Source organism: Streptomyces sp. AF1A (assembly GCF_047340315.1).
GTDB lineage: Bacteria > Actinomycetota > Actinomycetes > Streptomycetales > Streptomycetaceae > Streptomyces.
In genome coordinates this window covers 1-14,450 of the sequence record NZ_JBLEBI010000047.1, presented here as the reverse complement: position 1 = coordinate 14,450, position 14,450 = coordinate 1, and the positions used below count along the sequence as shown (strand labels likewise).

9 protein-coding genes and 1 pseudogene are annotated in these 14,450 nt (G+C 74.9%); 1 reads left to right on the top strand and 9 read right to left on the bottom strand.

Going from position 1 to position 14,450, the window contains the following annotated elements; all coding sequences use genetic code 11:
- Nucleotides 1–40 precede the first annotated feature (40 nt).
- The 5 genes from ACLU3S_RS16010 to ACLU3S_RS15990 form a co-directional block, all read right to left on the bottom strand.
- Nucleotides 41–1,882, bottom strand: a complete 1,842-nt coding sequence (locus ACLU3S_RS16010; RefSeq protein WP_413952517.1) for a glycoside hydrolase family 3 protein — start codon at nucleotides 1,880–1,882, stop codon at nucleotides 41–43.
- A gap of 307 nt (nucleotides 1,883–2,189) precedes the next feature.
- Nucleotides 2,190–3,425, bottom strand: a complete 1,236-nt coding sequence (locus ACLU3S_RS16005) for an MFS transporter (protein ID WP_413952516.1) — start codon at nucleotides 3,423–3,425, stop codon at nucleotides 2,190–2,192.
- 106 nt (nucleotides 3,426–3,531) lie between these two features.
- Nucleotides 3,532–4,332: a sugar phosphate isomerase/epimerase family protein gene (locus ACLU3S_RS16000; RefSeq protein WP_413952515.1), complete on the bottom strand. Its 801-nt coding sequence runs from the start codon at nucleotides 4,330–4,332 to the stop codon at nucleotides 3,532–3,534.
- 18 nt (nucleotides 4,333–4,350) lie between these two features.
- On the bottom strand, nucleotides 4,351–5,283 hold the full coding sequence (locus ACLU3S_RS15995; RefSeq protein ID WP_413952514.1) for a GNAT family N-acetyltransferase: 933 nt from the start codon (nucleotides 5,281–5,283) through the stop codon (nucleotides 4,351–4,353).
- Between the two features lie 397 nt (nucleotides 5,284–5,680).
- On the bottom strand, nucleotides 5,681–6,727 hold the full coding sequence (locus tag ACLU3S_RS15990; RefSeq protein ID WP_413952513.1) for a LacI family DNA-binding transcriptional regulator: 1,047 nt from the start codon (nucleotides 6,725–6,727) through the stop codon (nucleotides 5,681–5,683).
- 179 nt (nucleotides 6,728–6,906) lie between these two features.
- Between ACLU3S_RS15990 and ACLU3S_RS15985 the strand changes: the two are divergent.
- Nucleotides 6,907–7,215: pseudogene (locus ACLU3S_RS15985) on the top strand (sugar phosphate isomerase/epimerase family protein); the annotation flags it as partial.
- Between the two features lie 108 nt (nucleotides 7,216–7,323).
- On the opposite strand, the gene ACLU3S_RS15980 reads toward ACLU3S_RS15985, so the two are convergent.
- The 4 genes from ACLU3S_RS15980 to ACLU3S_RS15965 are packed head-to-tail and all read right to left on the bottom strand — an operon-like array spanning nucleotide 7,324 to nucleotide 14,267.
- A complete protein-coding gene (locus ACLU3S_RS15980) occupies nucleotides 7,324–10,734 on the bottom strand; it encodes an SAV_2336 N-terminal domain-related protein (RefSeq protein WP_413952512.1) in 3,411 nt (1,136 codons plus the stop codon).
- A gap of 3 nt (nucleotides 10,735–10,737) precedes the next feature.
- Nucleotides 10,738–11,688 (bottom strand): AAA family ATPase, encoded by a 951-nt coding sequence (locus ACLU3S_RS15975; RefSeq protein ID WP_413952511.1) that lies wholly within the window; start codon nucleotides 11,686–11,688, stop codon nucleotides 10,738–10,740.
- Nucleotides 11,685–13,874 (bottom strand): trypsin-like peptidase domain-containing protein, encoded by a 2,190-nt coding sequence (locus ACLU3S_RS15970; RefSeq protein ID WP_413952510.1) that lies wholly within the window; start codon nucleotides 13,872–13,874, stop codon nucleotides 11,685–11,687. Before ACLU3S_RS15970 ends, ACLU3S_RS15975 begins: the two co-directional genes overlap by 4 nt.
- 3 nt (nucleotides 13,875–13,877) lie before the next feature.
- Nucleotides 13,878–14,267, bottom strand: a complete 390-nt coding sequence (locus ACLU3S_RS15965; RefSeq protein WP_413952509.1) for a CU044_2847 family protein — start codon at nucleotides 14,265–14,267, stop codon at nucleotides 13,878–13,880.
- Between the last annotated feature and the right edge of the window lie 183 nt (nucleotides 14,268–14,450).

Below are 14,450 nucleotides of genomic sequence, written 5' to 3'. Positions count from 1 at the left end.
CCGCCAGTCGAGGGTGTTACGCCCGGTGTGCGGCGTACGTCTAGTACGTCAGCCCGTGGCCGATCGGGTACAGCACCTGTGCGGGGTCGTCGGCCCGCTGCACCGGCACCGGCAGCCTGCCGCGCGGCGCCACGCGTCCGGCGATCACCCGTGCGGCGGCGCGCAGTTCGACGTCGGTCCAGCAGTAGGTCGCCAGGAAGCCCCGCACCGCGGTCAGCTGGGCCACGTCGTAGGGGTTGCGGACGGCGACCGCCACCACCGGCCTGCCGGTCGCCAGCAGGCGGTCCACCAGTGTCCGCTGGGAGCTGCCCGCGGTCACGTTGTAGGTGGCCACGACCACCGCGTCCGCGTCCTGGGCGGCCGTGACCGCCTGGTCGACGGCCGCGGCGGAGGGCGCGGTGCCGGTCGGCAGGGCCGTGGCGGCGAAGCCCAGTTCGGTGAGGGCGGCGGCCAGCACGCCGGTGGGCGGGCCGGTGGTGCCGGACGGGGAGGCCGGGTCGGCGCCCACGACCAGGATCTTGCGTTCCCTGTGGCGGTCGAAGGGGAGGATGCGGTCCTTGTTGACCAGCAGGGTGGTGGTGCGCTCGGCGATCCGGTCGGCGGTGGCCAGGTGCGATGCGGTGCCCACCACGCGGTCGATGCCCGTCCGGCCGGAGTAGGGCTGGCCGAAGAGGCCGAGGCGGTTCTTCAGGCGGAGGATGCGCAGGATCGATTCGTCGAGGCGTGCCTCCGTCAGTTCGCCGTTCCGGACGGCGTCGAGCACGGCGTGCCAGGCCGTGTGGATCGACGGCGGGTTGAGCAGCTGGTCGACGCCGGCCTTGAGCGCGAGCACCGGCACCCGGTCGTCGCCGTACTTGGTGCGCACGCCCTCCATGCCCAGCGAGTCGGTGATCACGACGCCGTCGTAGCCGAGTTCCTCGCGCAGGATGCCGGTGAGGATCGGGTGGGAGAGGGTGGCCGGGTCGCCGGAGTCGTCCAGGGCCGGGAACTGGATGTGCGCGGTCATGATCGAGTCGATGCCCGCCGCGATCGCCGCCCGGAACGGCACCGCGTCCAGCTTCTCCCACAGGTCCCGGCTGTGCGTGATGACCGGGAAGCCGTAGTGGCTGTCGACGGCGGTGTCGCCGTGGCCGGGGAAGTGCTTGGCGGTCGCCGCGACCCGCGACGCCTGGTACCCCTTCACCTCGGCGGCCACCAGCTCGGCGACCGCGTCCGGGTCGGCGCCGAAGGAGCGCACGCCGATGACCGGGTTGGCCGGGTTGACGTTCACGTCCGCGTCGGGGGAGTAGTCCTGGTTGATGCCGATCGCGCGCAGCTCGGCGCCGGAGATCCGGCCGAGCGTGCGGGCGTCCGAGCGGGAGCCGCCGGCGCCGATCGCCATCGCGCCCGGGAACAGCGTGGCCGGCTTGCCCACCCGGCACACCGCGCCGTGCTCCTGGTCGGTGGCGATGAGCATCGGCAGACCGCGCGGCTGGTCCAGGGAGGCCCGCTGGATGCCGTTGGACAGGTCCGCGATCTGGTGCGGGTCGCGGGTGTTGTGCGCCCAGGTGAAGTAGATGATGCCGCCGACCCGGTAGGTGGCGATCAGCTCGGCGGCCGTGCGGACCCCGAGCTCGTCGAGGTTGGCGTCGATGTCGGCCTGGTCGGGGTCGGTGGCGGAGTGGCCGTAGACCCGCATCACGAACAGCTGGCCGACCTTCTCCTCCAGCGACATGCGGGAGATCAGGGCGCGCAGCCCGCGGTCGTCGAGGCCGGCGGCGCGGGCGGTCGCCGGTACGGTCAGCGCGGCGGTGAGGCCGGCGGTGGCGGCGAGGACGGCGCGTCTGGAGGGCCGTCCGGTGTTTCCCTTGCGTCCTGTGCTTCCCGTGCTGGTGTCGGGCACGTGCGCTCCTTCCAGGAGGAGAACCGCTGAAGGAAACTTCCGAGGAGTCACCAATATCCGGGAAGTTTCTTTCCGTCAAGGGAATGCACAGTAACCGCAGAAGGGGCCGCCATCGGCGCATTGAGGGGGGCGCGCCGATGGCGGCGGGCTGCCGGGCGGGTGGGTGCCGCTGGGGTGCGGCGGCCTTCCCGGGCGAAGGCGGTGTTCTGGATCGGTGGGTGTGTCCCCGTGGTCGGGGTGGCCGTGGGCGCGGTGTGTCGCCGGGCGCAGTGGCGGCGGTGGGGTGCGCAGGTCGCCGTGGGCCCGGTCAGTGCCCTGGATCCGTGGCCGCGCCCCGCAGTTCGGGCGTCGTCGTCGCGACCGCCGTCACCGCCAGCACGCACAGGAGGCCGCCGGTGACGAGGGCGGTCACGCCGGAGGTCCAGCCGGCGAGCAGGCCGCCGCGCACGTTGCCGAGACTGGGGCCCGCCTGGCCGACGATCTGCTCGGCCGCCGTCACCCGCCCGAGCAGCGCGTCCGGGGTGCGGGTCTGCACGATCGTGGAACGGGAGACCACCGCGGTGGCGTCGGCCGCTCCGGCGAGCGCGAGCAGGAGCAGTCCGGTCCAGGGCCGGGTGGACAGCCCGAAGAGAACGAGGGCCGCGCCCCAGGCGGCGGACGCGCACAGCATGACCGGGCCCGGCCGGCCGAGCCTGGTCAGCGGGCCGGACAGCGCGGTCGCCGTGACGCCGCCGACCGCCAGCGCCGACAGGAACAGGCCGAGGGTGCGCGGATCGCCGCTGAAGCGCTCGGCGTTGACCAGCGGGAACACGCTCACCGGGAAGGACAGCACGGTCGCGGCCAGATCGGTGATCAGCGCGCCCCGCACCACCCGGTGCCCGGCCAGGAACCGCAGCCCGTCCAGCACCCCGTGCACCCCCGCCCGCGACGGGGTGCCCTCCGGCTGAAGCGCCGGCAGTCCGAAGGCGCCGTGGAAGGCGACACCGAAGCTGAGGGCGTCCAGCAGATAGCAGACGCCGATCCCGAACCAGCCGAGCAGCACCCCGGCCAGCGCGGGGCCGAGCAGCATCATCGACTGCGCGGTGACCTGCTGCAGCGCGAGCCCGGCGGCCACCTGCTCCTTCGGCAGCAACCGCGGCACGAACACCCCGGCGGCCGGGGCGCCGAGCGCGCCGAAGGCCGACTGCACGGCGACGAGCAGCAGCACCACGCCCACCGGAACGTGCCCGGTGAAGCCCTGCACGGCGAGCAGCAGGGAGCACGCGGCCTGCCCGACAGTGGCCGCGAGATAGATGCGGCGCCGGTCGGCCCGGTCCACCCAGGCCCCGGCGAACAGCCCGAACACCACCAGCGGCAGGGCCTGCGCGAGCCCCACCGCGCCGGTCCACGCGGTGCTGCGGGTCAGGTCCCACACCTGGTACATGACCGTCACCATGGTCATGAACCCGCCCAGCACGGAGACGGTCCGTCCGATCAGCAGCCGCCGGAAGACGGGGGACGTGCGCAGGGGGCGTGTGTCGACGAGGGAGCGGGTGACGCTCATGAGCGGGGGCGGGCGCGGTGCCCGGGCGGCTGGATCACCGGGGGAGGCTAACCGGCCTCAGGGATTCCGGCCAGCGAATTGCGGCGGCCGCCCGGCACCCTCCCGCTCAGGCGGCCTGCCCCAACAGTCGCAGCAGGTGCTCGCGGCCGGCGCCGAGCAGATCCGGAAGCGGCGCGGCCCCCTCGTGCCAGCGCTTCTCGTACTCCCAGCACAGCCAGCCGTCCCAGCCCTGCCGGCACAGCACGTCCACGCTCTCGGTGAGCGGCAGCACGCCCGCGCCGAGCGGCAGCGGAGTGGTGTCCTCGGCCGAGGAGATGTCCTTGACCTGGACGTATCCCAGGTACGGGGCGAGGGCCGCGTAGGTGTCCGACGGCTGCTCGCCGCCCAGCCAGGTGTGCATCACGTCCCACAGCGCGCCCACCTGCCGGTGGCCGACCGGGCCGAGGATGCGGATCAGATCCGCCCCGGTGCGGTGCGAGTCGTGGGTCTCCAGCAGGATCCGGACGCCGAGCGCGGAGGCGTCCTCGGCCGCGGTGCCGAGCCGCCGGGCGGCGATCGCGTCGGACTCCTCCGGGGGCCGGCCGGGGTCGGCGCCGGGGAACACGCGGACGTAGGGCGCGCCCAGGTCGTGGGCGAGCTGCAGGAGGTCCCGGATCTCCGCCAGCACGGGCGCGTCGTCACCGGGGGCGGCGACGCGCGCGTATCCGGCGAGGCCGAGCACCTCCACCCCGGCACCCTTGAACAGGGCCGCGGTCTCGGCGCGGTCGGCGGGGGACAGGCCCGGGTGCACCGGTTCCTCGGGGTGTGCGCGCAGTTCGACGCCGTGGTAACCGTGTGCGGTCGCGAGCGCGAGGACCTCAGGGACGGGCAGGCCGGGGACACCGAGAGTGGAGAACGCCAGCTTCATGGGCACGGACCATACTCGTCATTCGCCCGATTCGTGCAGATCCAGGCGCCAGTCCTGGCCGATCAGATCCTTGCCGAAGGAGCGGTGCGGCTTCTCGGCGACGAGGACGAAACCGTGCCGCTGGTAGATGCGCCGGGCGCTGCTCAGCACGTCGTTGGTCCACAGCACCAGGTCGCGGTAGCCCACCCCGCGCGCGAAGTCGACCACCGCACGTACCAGCCGGTCGCCGACGCCGCGCCCGCGCGCCTCGGGCTCGACGAGCAGCAGGCGCAGCCGGGCGGTGCCGGGCGCGTCGTCGCGCACGCACATCACGCATCCCACGGCCCGGCCGTCCAACTCGGCGATCCACACCCGCTCCAGATGCGGATCGTGATCCTCCGCGAAGTCCGCGACGATCCGCGCCACCAGCCCCTCGTAGTCGGCGTTCCAGCCGTACTCCGCCGCGTACAGGGCGGCGTTGCGCTGCACGATCCAGCCCAGGTCACCAGGGTGCGGGCCGCGCAGCACCACCTCGTCGGACCGCTCCCGCGAGGCGTCCCCGAGGATGCCCCGGATGGTCCGCATGGCCTCCGCCAGCCGGGGGCGGTCCGCCGGTGCCACCGTGTCGAGCAGCGCCCCGACCGTCTCCCGGGCCCGCTCGTCCAGCAGTCCGGCGGCCTCGCGTCCGCGCGGGGTGAGCCGGATCCGCCGCCGGCGCGGATCGGTCTCGGACGGCCCGCGCTCGATCAGCCGGGCGTCCTGGAACCTGTTGAGGATGCGGCTCAGGTACCCGGCGTCCAGATCGAGCCGTGCCCTGAGGTCGGCCGCGTCCAGGTGCGGGGCGTGCGCGAGTTCGTACAGCACCCGCGACTCGGTGAGGGTGTACGGCGCGTAGAGGTGGCGGCCGTAGTCGAGGGCGCCGATGACGCCGGTGTAGAAGCGGTTGAAGGCGCGGATGTCCTGGACGGTCATGATCGCCCCCGGATGTTTGACTCAGTCAGAGATACCGACACCCCGAGCGTAGGCCGACAACGCCCCGACGTCCACGCCTGCGACTGCCGGGCCTTGAGCCCGGATGCCGTGGGCGGCCCCCTCGTCGGCCCTTGGTCCAGGAAACCCTCGGCGCCCCTCTTGTCGGCCCTTGGTCCCGGATGCCGTGCGCGGTCCCGCTGGTAGGGCCCTTGGTCCGGCAAGCCGTCGGCGACTCTCTCGTCGGGCCTTGGTTCCGGAAACCCTCGGCGCCCCCCTGTCGGCCCCTGGTCCCGGATGCCGTGGACGGTCCCCCTCGCAGGGCCCTTGGTCCCGGATGCCGTTGGCAACCCCGTTGTCGGCCCCTGGCCCCCGGAACCGGCGGAGGCCCGAGCCGCCGTCACCCCCGCGGCACTCCCGAGGACCCCCGCACCATCAGCTCCCCCCGCACCGAGGCGATGCCCCCGGGCGGTGGTTCCTCGCGGCCCATCGCGACGCGGCCGGCGCGGGCGCCCGCCTCCGCGAGCGGCAGGCGCACCGTGGTGAGGGAGGGCACCGCGTCGATGCTGAAGGGGAGGTCGTCGAAGCCGGCGACCGAGACGTCGTCCGGAATGCGCAGCCCGGAGTCCCGCAGGGCGGCGCACGCTCCCAGCGCGACGGAGTCGTTGGCGGCGACGATCGCCGTCAGGGTGGGGTCGCGGCGCAGCAGCTCCAGGGCCGCTTCGTAGCCGGAGCGGCGGTCGTAGCGGCCGTGCACGGTCCGGCGTGGGTCGTCCGCGATGCCGGCCGCCGCCAGCGCCGCCCGGTGGCCCTCCAGGCGGTGGCGGGTCGTCGTGCGCTCCTCGGGCCCCGCGATGTAGCCGAGGCGGCGGTGGCCGAGGCCGATGAGGTGCTCGGCGAGGGCGCGGGCGCCGCCGCGGTTGTCGAAGGTGAGGGCGACGGCGTCGGTGTCCGGCGCCGGCGGCCGCCCGCACAGCACCACCCGGGTCCCGGCGTCCGCCAGCTTCCGCAGCTTCGCCGCGACCGCCGCCGCGTGCGGGGCGCTGTCGACGGCACCGCCGGTCAGCACCACGGCCGCGGCCCGCTGGCGCTGCAGCAGCGTCAGGTAGGTCAGTTCGCGCTCCGGGGAGCCGCCGGTGTTGCAGACCACCGCGAGGCGTTCGCCGCCCGCCCGGCCGCCGGGCCCCCCGATCTCGGTCTGTATGGCGCTCGCCGTGATCCCGAAGAAGGGGTCGGCGATGTCGTTGACGAGGATACCGACCAGGTCCGAGGTGGCGGCCGCGAGCGCGCTGGCCGGGCCGTTGAGGACGTAGTCCAGCTCGTCCACGGCCCGCAGCACCCGCTCGCGGGTGGAGGCGGCCACCGGGTAGTTGCCGTTGAGCACGCGCGACACCGTCGCGGGGGAGACCTGGGCGCGAACCGCCACGTCCGCCAGGGTCACGGTCATCTCGTCGTCCTCCGGTCGCGCAGTGGTCGTACGCCCTCGTAGACAGCCGGGCCCCGGTCCCGGTTCCGCGGGACCGTGCAGCAGACCATAAAGCCACGGACTCCGTTTGTTCGCCCCCTCGAACAACTCGGAAGGGACACGGTCTTGTCCGGACCACGCTGAGAGGCCAGCGCGCGGCAGACACGTACCACATCTGGTGGGACGACGCGGCGCCGGAGCAGATCGCCCGGGCGGGCGCGGCGGGCCGCATCCACGCCTTCCAGGTCGGCGACTGGACCACCCCGCTGCCCGAGGGCGTCCTCGACGGCCACGGGCAGATCGGAGACGGCGTGATCGACATGCGGCAGTGGAAGGACTGCGTGGAGGCGGCCGGCTACACCGGGCCGATCGAGGTGGAGCTGTTCAACGAGGGGCTGTGGGCCCGGGACGGGCGGCAGGTGCTGGCGGGGACGGCCGAGCGGTTCCTGGCCCATGTGATGCCCATGTGATCCGGCCCGTGTGATCCGGCCCGTGTGATCGGCCCGTGTGATCGGCCCGTGTGATCGGCCCGTGTGATCGGCCCGTGTGATGCCCGTGTGATCCGGTGAGGGCCGTGCTCACTCCGGGGCCGGCGCCGGGTCCTCGGGATCGGTCATGGCCAGTGCCGCCAGGTCGAGGTACGCGTTCGCGGTACGCGGCCTGAGGCGGCCGAGGAGCAGCGGCGCGGGCCCGTTCAGCGCGGGATCGTACGGAACCACCACGACGTCCGGGTGTCCGCGCAGCGGCCCGGACCTGACGCCCGGCTCGGCGGACACGTTGGTTCCGCTCAGCGGCACCGCGATGACGGCCCCGTCCGCGAGCCGGTCCCAGCCCCGCGCGCGCAGGTCGTCCAGCAGCCTGCCGGCGTGCTCGCCGTGGCCGGGCGTGCAGCAGACGATCAGCTGGTCGGTGTGTTCCAGGACCACGTCCGCCGACGGGTCGAGCGGGCCGCGCGGCGTCGGCGCCGCCCAGTCGGTCAGCACGACGGCGTAGTGGCGGGCCGCCAGCGTCATCACATGGCGGTACTCCTCGGCGTACGCGGGGCTCGGCGTGCCCCGCAGCGCCCGGTGCGCGAGCACCTCCAGCCCGGACGGCAGGGCGCTGGTGTGGCGGCGGATCTCCTCGTACGGCGCGTCCAGCGGCAGCCGGGTCAGCCGGCGCGGGGTCGAGGAGGCGTCCGGCGGCAGGTGCGTGTGCAGGTCACCGGCGCCCGGCGCGCCGTCCAGGGCCAGCGCGGCCTGCGCGCGCAGGGCGACGTACATCGAACCCAGGGCGACGGTCGTGGTGACCCGGCCCGAGTGCGGCTGGACCCCGACCACGGTGATGCGGCGGCTGTGGGTGAGCGGCCGGCGCACGGTGGCGATCCTGGTGGCGCGACCGCGGCCGCCGAACAGGCCGAAGTTCGGCCCCCGGGAGGCGGTGAAGGCTCCCGTCCGGGACGGGAGTCCCGCCGGGGACGGGGTGCCGAAGGTGTCGTCGGGCGGCGCGGGTGCGTGGGCCAGGGGCGGAGGTTGCGTGACCTCCCGCTCGCGGTCGGTCGCGGCCGGTGCGGCCCCGCCGCGCAGGGCCGCCGCGATCGCCACGTACTGCGCCAGCCGGTCGGCCACCTCGCCCGCCGAGGGCCGCACCGCCGGGTCGGGGTCCAGACAGCGCAGCACGAGCTCCCGCAACGGCTGCCAGGTGTCGCCCGACCACAGGTGCATGCCCTCGGGCAGGCCGGGCAGCGGGGCGCGCGGCCGGCTGCTGGCCAGCCGGAGCAGCTCGCCGAGGTCCCTGATGTTGCCCTCCTTGGTCGGCGGGGCGCCGGTGCCGTGGAACTCGCCGTCGACGGAGCAGTCCGCCAGCCCGGTCAGCAGCACCGTCCGTTCCAGGACCACCACCGAGTCCGCCGTCAGATCGGCCGGCACCAGCTCGTTGAGGTGGCAGATGCTCAGCGCGGAGGCCAGGTGGAAGCCCAGGTGGAGGCTGGTGAGCAGGTCGAAGGCACCCGTCTGGTCGGGGCCGACGTAGGCGAGCAGGTCGCTCAGCCGCGGGGGCTGGGCGTTGGAGCCCCCGGCCGACGGGAACAGCCGCACGGCGATCCAGCGGATCCGGCCGTCCCGGCCGCTGTCCAGCAGCTCGGGTGCGTACCGGCCCGCCATGCGCCGCAGCGCCTCCGCCTCCGTGTCCAGCAACCGCGCGGTGGACGCCGGGAGTTCGGGGCGTACGGTGCGCAGCGCCACCTCCTCGCCCTGCGGGCCCACGCCCAGGTAGACGATGGTGCGGCGGCCGGGGCGGCGACCGCTGAGGGTGTAGGCGCCGAGCCGGGCCGGGTCCTGCGCGGTGAGCGGGTTCCACACCGGCGGCCGTACCACCCGGGGCGGCGGCTCGGGGACGGCCGGGGCCGGCGGGTGCACCCCGAACCGGGCCATCAGCCGGCGCTCCACGGCGGTGAAGGCGGCGGTGCCCGACGGCAGCCGGTCCGCGCCGTCGGGGTGGGCGAGCCAGGCCGGGAAGTCCGGGGAGCGGCCCGCCAGTTGCTCCAGACGGCGGCCGATGCGCCGGCTGGTGCGCACGAGTTCGCCGCTGGGCACCGCGTCGAGCAGCGCCGACTTGCACTCCTCGGTGAAGTCGAAGACGCGGTGCTTGGCGGGCAGCGGCCCGGCGACCGGGGCGGGCCGGGGGTGCACCAGGCCGCCCAGGAAGACCTCCGCCAGATGGGTGGTGCGCGCCTGCCAGGGGACCGCCGACTGCACCAGCCGCATCACCGGCACGGTCAGCGGGGCCACCGCGGCGAGATGCGCGGCCAGCCGGTAGGCCTCCGGCGAGGCCGCGTCCCGGAAGTGCTGCAGGCTGCCGACCTCGCGCGAGGCGACCGGGGCGGCCCGTCCGGGCCGGGCCAGCAGCGGGAGTTCCACGGTGGTGCCCGGCGAGGTCAGCAGCTCCGTCCAGGTGTGCAGCGAGTCGGCCGTGGGCTCCAGCACCGGCACGGGCAGACCGGAGAAGTCGATGGGCAGGACCCGGTCGGTGATCCGCCAGGAGGTGTTCGCGCCGCCGGGCCGGCGGGTGGTGGCCTGCCAGCGGTCGGCCTGGATGCCGGAGCCGTCCCACAGCGCGGGCGGCAGGGTGTGCAGGATGGCGACGGGCCCGTTCTCCGCCCAGGCCGTCAGGGCGTCGTGCACCACGCCGCTGCGCCAGCCCGCACCCATGCCGTCGCTCACCACGAACACCAGCGTCTGCCCGGAGGGGTCGACCAGCACGGAGGGCGACAGCACGGAGCTGTGCGGGTCGAACGGGTGCCCGCGCAGCACCGGGCCGCCCGGGGCGCGGGTGTCGATGCCGCGGACGTGGATCGAGCGGAAGGCGCCGATGCGCTGCAGGGTCGTCAGCAGCTCGGCGGTCAGCCGGTGCCACAGCAGCATGGACAGGCCGTCGTCGACCACCAGGACCAGGTTCAGCCAGCGCTCCCGGCGCGGCCGCAGGACGACGTCGGGCAGCCGGGTCTCGGCCAGCTGCGCGGCCGTCGCCGCCTCGTCCACCTCGCGCAGCCGGGGACTGGGCCGCTTGCGCTTCAGGGGGCGCAGCGCCCGCCCGATGGCCAGCTCGTCGCGCAGCGCCTTCTCCTCCGGCACCAGCAGGGGCAGCGCCCGCTGCCCGGGGTCCGGCGCGGGCAGCACGGCCGGCAGGTCGGGCAGCGCCGGGGGCAGCGCGGCGGCGTGCAGCTCCGGCCGGGTCAGTGCGGGCAGCTCGGTGGCGGGCGGCGGGACCTCCGGCTCCTCGTCCGGTTCCGGCCCGGCTTCCGGCCGGTCCGGGGACGTGGGCTGCGCGGGCGGCGCCGTGCGGCGCAGCAGCCGCGGCAGGGGCAGGTCGTGGGTGTCCCGGGGCAGCCTCCCGGCCAGCCACAGGATGTCCAGCACCTCCTGCGGATCGGGGTCGTGGCCGATGCCCCTGAGCACGCGCAGCAGCGCCCCGAGGCGGTCGCCCGTGCCGTCCCCCCACGCCCCCGGCACGGCTCAGACCGTTCCCGTGAGCTGGTGCAGCACCGCGTCCAGCAGGCCGTCGGCGTCCAGGTCCACGCCGTTGGTGCGCAGGAACACCGCGTTCAGCAGCTGGTCGGTGGCGAGCTCGCCGGGCGCGCGGCGGCGCAGGAAGGCCTGCAGCAGGTCGTCCACCTCCGGCAGGATCTCCGGCCCCAGGTGCGCGGCGACGATGGCCCGCAGCCGCTCCTCGTCCGGCATCGGCAGGTCGAGCCGGATGCAGCGGCGCAGGAAGGCGGGCGGAAAGTCGCGCTCGCCGTTGCTGGTGATGACCACGACCGGGAACTCGGTGCACTCCACTCGTCCCTGATGCACCGTCACCGAGCCGCGGTGGTCGGCGGTCAGCACCTCCACGTCCGCCATCTCCTCGGGCAGCCGGGCGAGTTCGGGGATGTCGAAGACGCCCTCCTCGAACACGGTGAGCAGGTCGTTGGGGAGGTCGACGTCTCCCTTGTCCATCTCGTCGACGAGCAGCGCCCGCGGGGTGCCGTGCGGGGCGAGCGCGGTGCCCAGCGGGCCGAGCCGGATGAAGGTGCCGATGGCGGGCTCGGGCTCGCCCCGGTCCCGGCGCAGCGAGGTCTCCCGCAGCCGCCCGATCGCGTCGTACTGGTACAGCGCCTCCTGCACGCTGGAGCGGCTGTTGACCGGCCAGCGCAGCAGCTCGCCGAGGCTCAGCTCGTGTGCCACCGCGCGGGCCAGCGAGGACTTGCCGGTGCCCGCCGGGCCGGTCACGAGCAGCGGGCGGCGCAGATGCAGGGCCGCGTTGACGATGTCCGCGTGCTCCGGGGCGACCAGGTAGGGCAGCGGTCCGGCGCCGCGGCCACCGGGGCCGAAGCGCCGCCAGGGCGGGGCGGGCGGCATCGTGACCGGGCGGGCCACGCCGTCCCCGCGGAAGATCCGCCAACTGGCCTGTGCCGACGTGCTCATGCGTTCTCCGCGAGTTGTTGGGGTTCTGCCAGCTGCAGCCGGGGCATCGAGCGGTCCGCGTCCGACCAGGCGAGCACGGGGCGGCCGGGGTACTGCCGGGGACTGCCCAGACTCATCGCCCGGTACGCCCGCGTGCCCTCCGGCAGGGTGTGCACGGGCACCGGCGACAGCCGGGCCAGCGCATGCGAACGGTCGGCCGGACCGCGGTCCCACATCACCACGGGCACCCCCATCATCAGACACGTCTGCACGATCTCGTCACGCGAGCGAGGGGGGACGTCCACGGCGACCCGGACGGCGTCCTTGTCGGCCAACAGGGCGCCGTAGACCTCGCTGCGGCCCTGGGCGGGGTCGTCGAACGTCAGGTGCGCGTCCGAGTCGAGAAGTCTCCAGCGGTGGCGCCAGTCGGGATGGAAACGCTCGTGCCGGTGCAGAAGTTCCGGGCACGTGACGACCACCGGGAACTCGGCGCCGAGCACCCCGGGCAGCTCGTCCGGACCGAACGCGCACGGGCCGCCGTCGGCGCCGGTCGTGCCCCACTCGTCCACCGGCAGGTTCAGGCCGTCCCGGTCGACGAGGAGCTCCAGCACCGGCCGGCCCCGGTCGGGCGCCGCCCGGTACAGCGACTCCAGCACCTTCAGCAGCTCACGGGCCGCCTCGGCCCCGGAGCGCGGCGTCTGTGCGCCGACCGAGGTCTGCCGGGGGCCGGCGCCCTCGTCGCACCACACCCGCAGCCGGTAGCGGTCCGGGCCGGCCCGCTCCAGGCGGGCGGTCACCCGGGCCGGCGCCGTCCGCTCCCGCTGGGCGCGCGCCCACTCCTCGGCGTCCGAGCGGCGCTCCAGCAGCGAGGTGGCGGGGATGCCCAGCCGGTCCACCACGGACACCGTCCACAGCCGCAGGGACGCCTGCAGGGCGGACGGCGCGATCGCCGCCAGGTACTCCACCACCCGCAGCAGCCCCGGCACCCGCAGCCCGTCGGCGTCGGTGCGGCTGTCCCCGGGCAGGCTCTCCAGGTCGTCCAGTAGCCCCCGGACGCCGTGGCCGCCGGAGCCCGCGGCGGCCAGTGGCAGCGCGGCCCGCGCCACCTCGGGCAGCCGGGCGCGCAGCGCGGCGGGCAGGTCGTCCAGGTACCGCATCAGCTTGCGGTGCTCGCGCGGCGACAGCAGCCGGGGCACCGGCGACATCCGGCCGGCCGCCAGCAGCTGCGGCACGGCCGTGGGCTCGCGCCGGCGCAGGATCTCCGCGAGCGCGGCCAGCGAGCGCGGCTCGGTCAGCAGCAGGGCCGCGAACTCCTCGGTGGTGGGCGCCGACAGGGTGTCGTGGACGCCGTACCCGCAGGCCTCGGCGACGGCACGGGCGTACTCGATGCGCAGCCCCGACGCCGGCATGTGCCGGTCCAGCAGGTCCAGCAGCAGCTCGTAGGCCGGGTCGTCCGGATCGGCCTCGGGCGCCTCGAAGAGCCCGGCCCCGCCGGCCGCCCGCAGCTCGGCCTCGATGCGCTGCCAGGGGATGCCCCAGCTGCGCCGCGAGATGTGCTGGGTGCTGAAGGGCAGCGGCCGGCCGGTGTGCGGGTCCGTGGGCGGCATGACGTGTCCGGCGACGATGCCCACCACCGCGTTGTCGCCGACCGACCACAGCGGGCCGCCGCTGTAGGAGGGGCCGATGGCCATCCCGGCCAGGTCGCCGTCGACGTAACCGACAGCCTCGTCGCAGGACTTGACCCGGACGTCCGCGAAGGTGTGGCTGAGCCCGGTGCTGTGCCAGGCGCGCAGCGACTGCCCGACCGTCATCGGCAGCCACTGCGGTGGCGGCACATGGCCGGACGGTCCCGTGTCGAGCCGCAGCACGGCCAGGTCGCCCAGCCACTCGTGGTCCTCGGCCGCCGGGACGCCCGGCGCGCCGTCCCGGCGGCGCGCCGGTATCCAGTGCGCCACCCGGGTCGCGCAGCGGACCGTGAGGGCGGGGCCGTGCAGGGTGACCGGAATGGTGTCGTCGCCGGGGTGCCGCTGGTCGAACGGGCCTCGCCCCAGCGCGTCGTTGACGACGTGGGCGCAGGTCAGCAGGTGGTCGCGGGTCAGCAGGACGCCCGCGCCCACGCTGCCCGAGCCGGAGGCCTGCAGCACCGAGACCACGCAGTGGCGCGGGTCGGCCGCGGCGGACGGGTCCGCCTTGGTGAACCATCCCATGCGTCAGCTCCCGGCGGGTGCCGGGCGCCAGGTGGCCGAGACGGTCAGATGGGCCTGCCCGCTCCCCCCGACGATGCCCAGCTTGAGGTCCTGCCCCACCTGCACCCCGAAGGTGACGCTGATCTCCTGCGGCGGCCGCTCGGATCCGGCCACGGCGTCGTGCACCTCCTGCAGGAACGGACCGAGCGGCCGCAGCGTGCTGTGCAGTGCCGCGAGCGCGTGGCCGGCGACGGCCCGGCCGTGCCGGGACACCGGCACGGTGGCCCCCATGCCCTCCGGGAGGTCCGCCGCCGGTTCCACCGGGGCGCCCCCGCCGTCCGCCGTGAGGAGTTGGAACCGCACGGGAGTCCCGTCGGCTAACTGGAGTTCCCTGAAGTCCGACACCCTTGCCATTGTGCCGATCACGGCCCCGCTGAGAACCCGGAAGAACAATTTCCGGATCTCGTGCAACCCTCTCCCGGCCCCATCTGTCGTATCTGTCATCAGAACCCGGGAGGGGACCCGGGGGGGATCGCAGGGGTTCTGGTACGGAGGGGAAAGCCGAGGGGGCGCGCCCGGGTCGACGGACCGGGGCGC

What these genes read in the sequence shown, in the direction of transcription:
- ACLU3S_RS15970 (WP_413952510.1), bottom strand. Translation starts at nt 13,874, where the DNA reads ATGGGATGGTTCACCAAGGCGGACCCGTCCGCCGCGGCCGACCCGCGC.
- ACLU3S_RS15995 (WP_413952514.1), bottom strand. Translation starts at nt 5,283, where the DNA reads ATGACCGTCCAGGACATCCGCGCCTTCAACCGCTTCTACACCGGCGTC.
- ACLU3S_RS16000 (WP_413952515.1), bottom strand. Translation starts at nt 4,332, where the DNA reads ATGAAGCTGGCGTTCTCCACTCTCGGTGTCCCCGGCCTGCCCGTCCCT.
- ACLU3S_RS15990 (WP_413952513.1), bottom strand. Translation starts at nt 6,727, where the DNA reads ATGACCGTGACCCTGGCGGACGTGGCGGTTCGCGCCCAGGTCTCCCCC.
- ACLU3S_RS15965 (WP_413952509.1), bottom strand. Translation starts at nt 14,267, where the DNA reads ATGGCAAGGGTGTCGGACTTCAGGGAACTCCAGTTAGCCGACGGGACT.
- ACLU3S_RS15975 (WP_413952511.1), bottom strand. Translation starts at nt 11,688, where the DNA reads ATGAGCACGTCGGCACAGGCCAGTTGGCGGATCTTCCGCGGGGACGGC.
- ACLU3S_RS16005 (WP_413952516.1), bottom strand. Translation starts at nt 3,425, where the DNA reads ATGAGCGTCACCCGCTCCCTCGTCGACACACGCCCCCTGCGCACGTCC.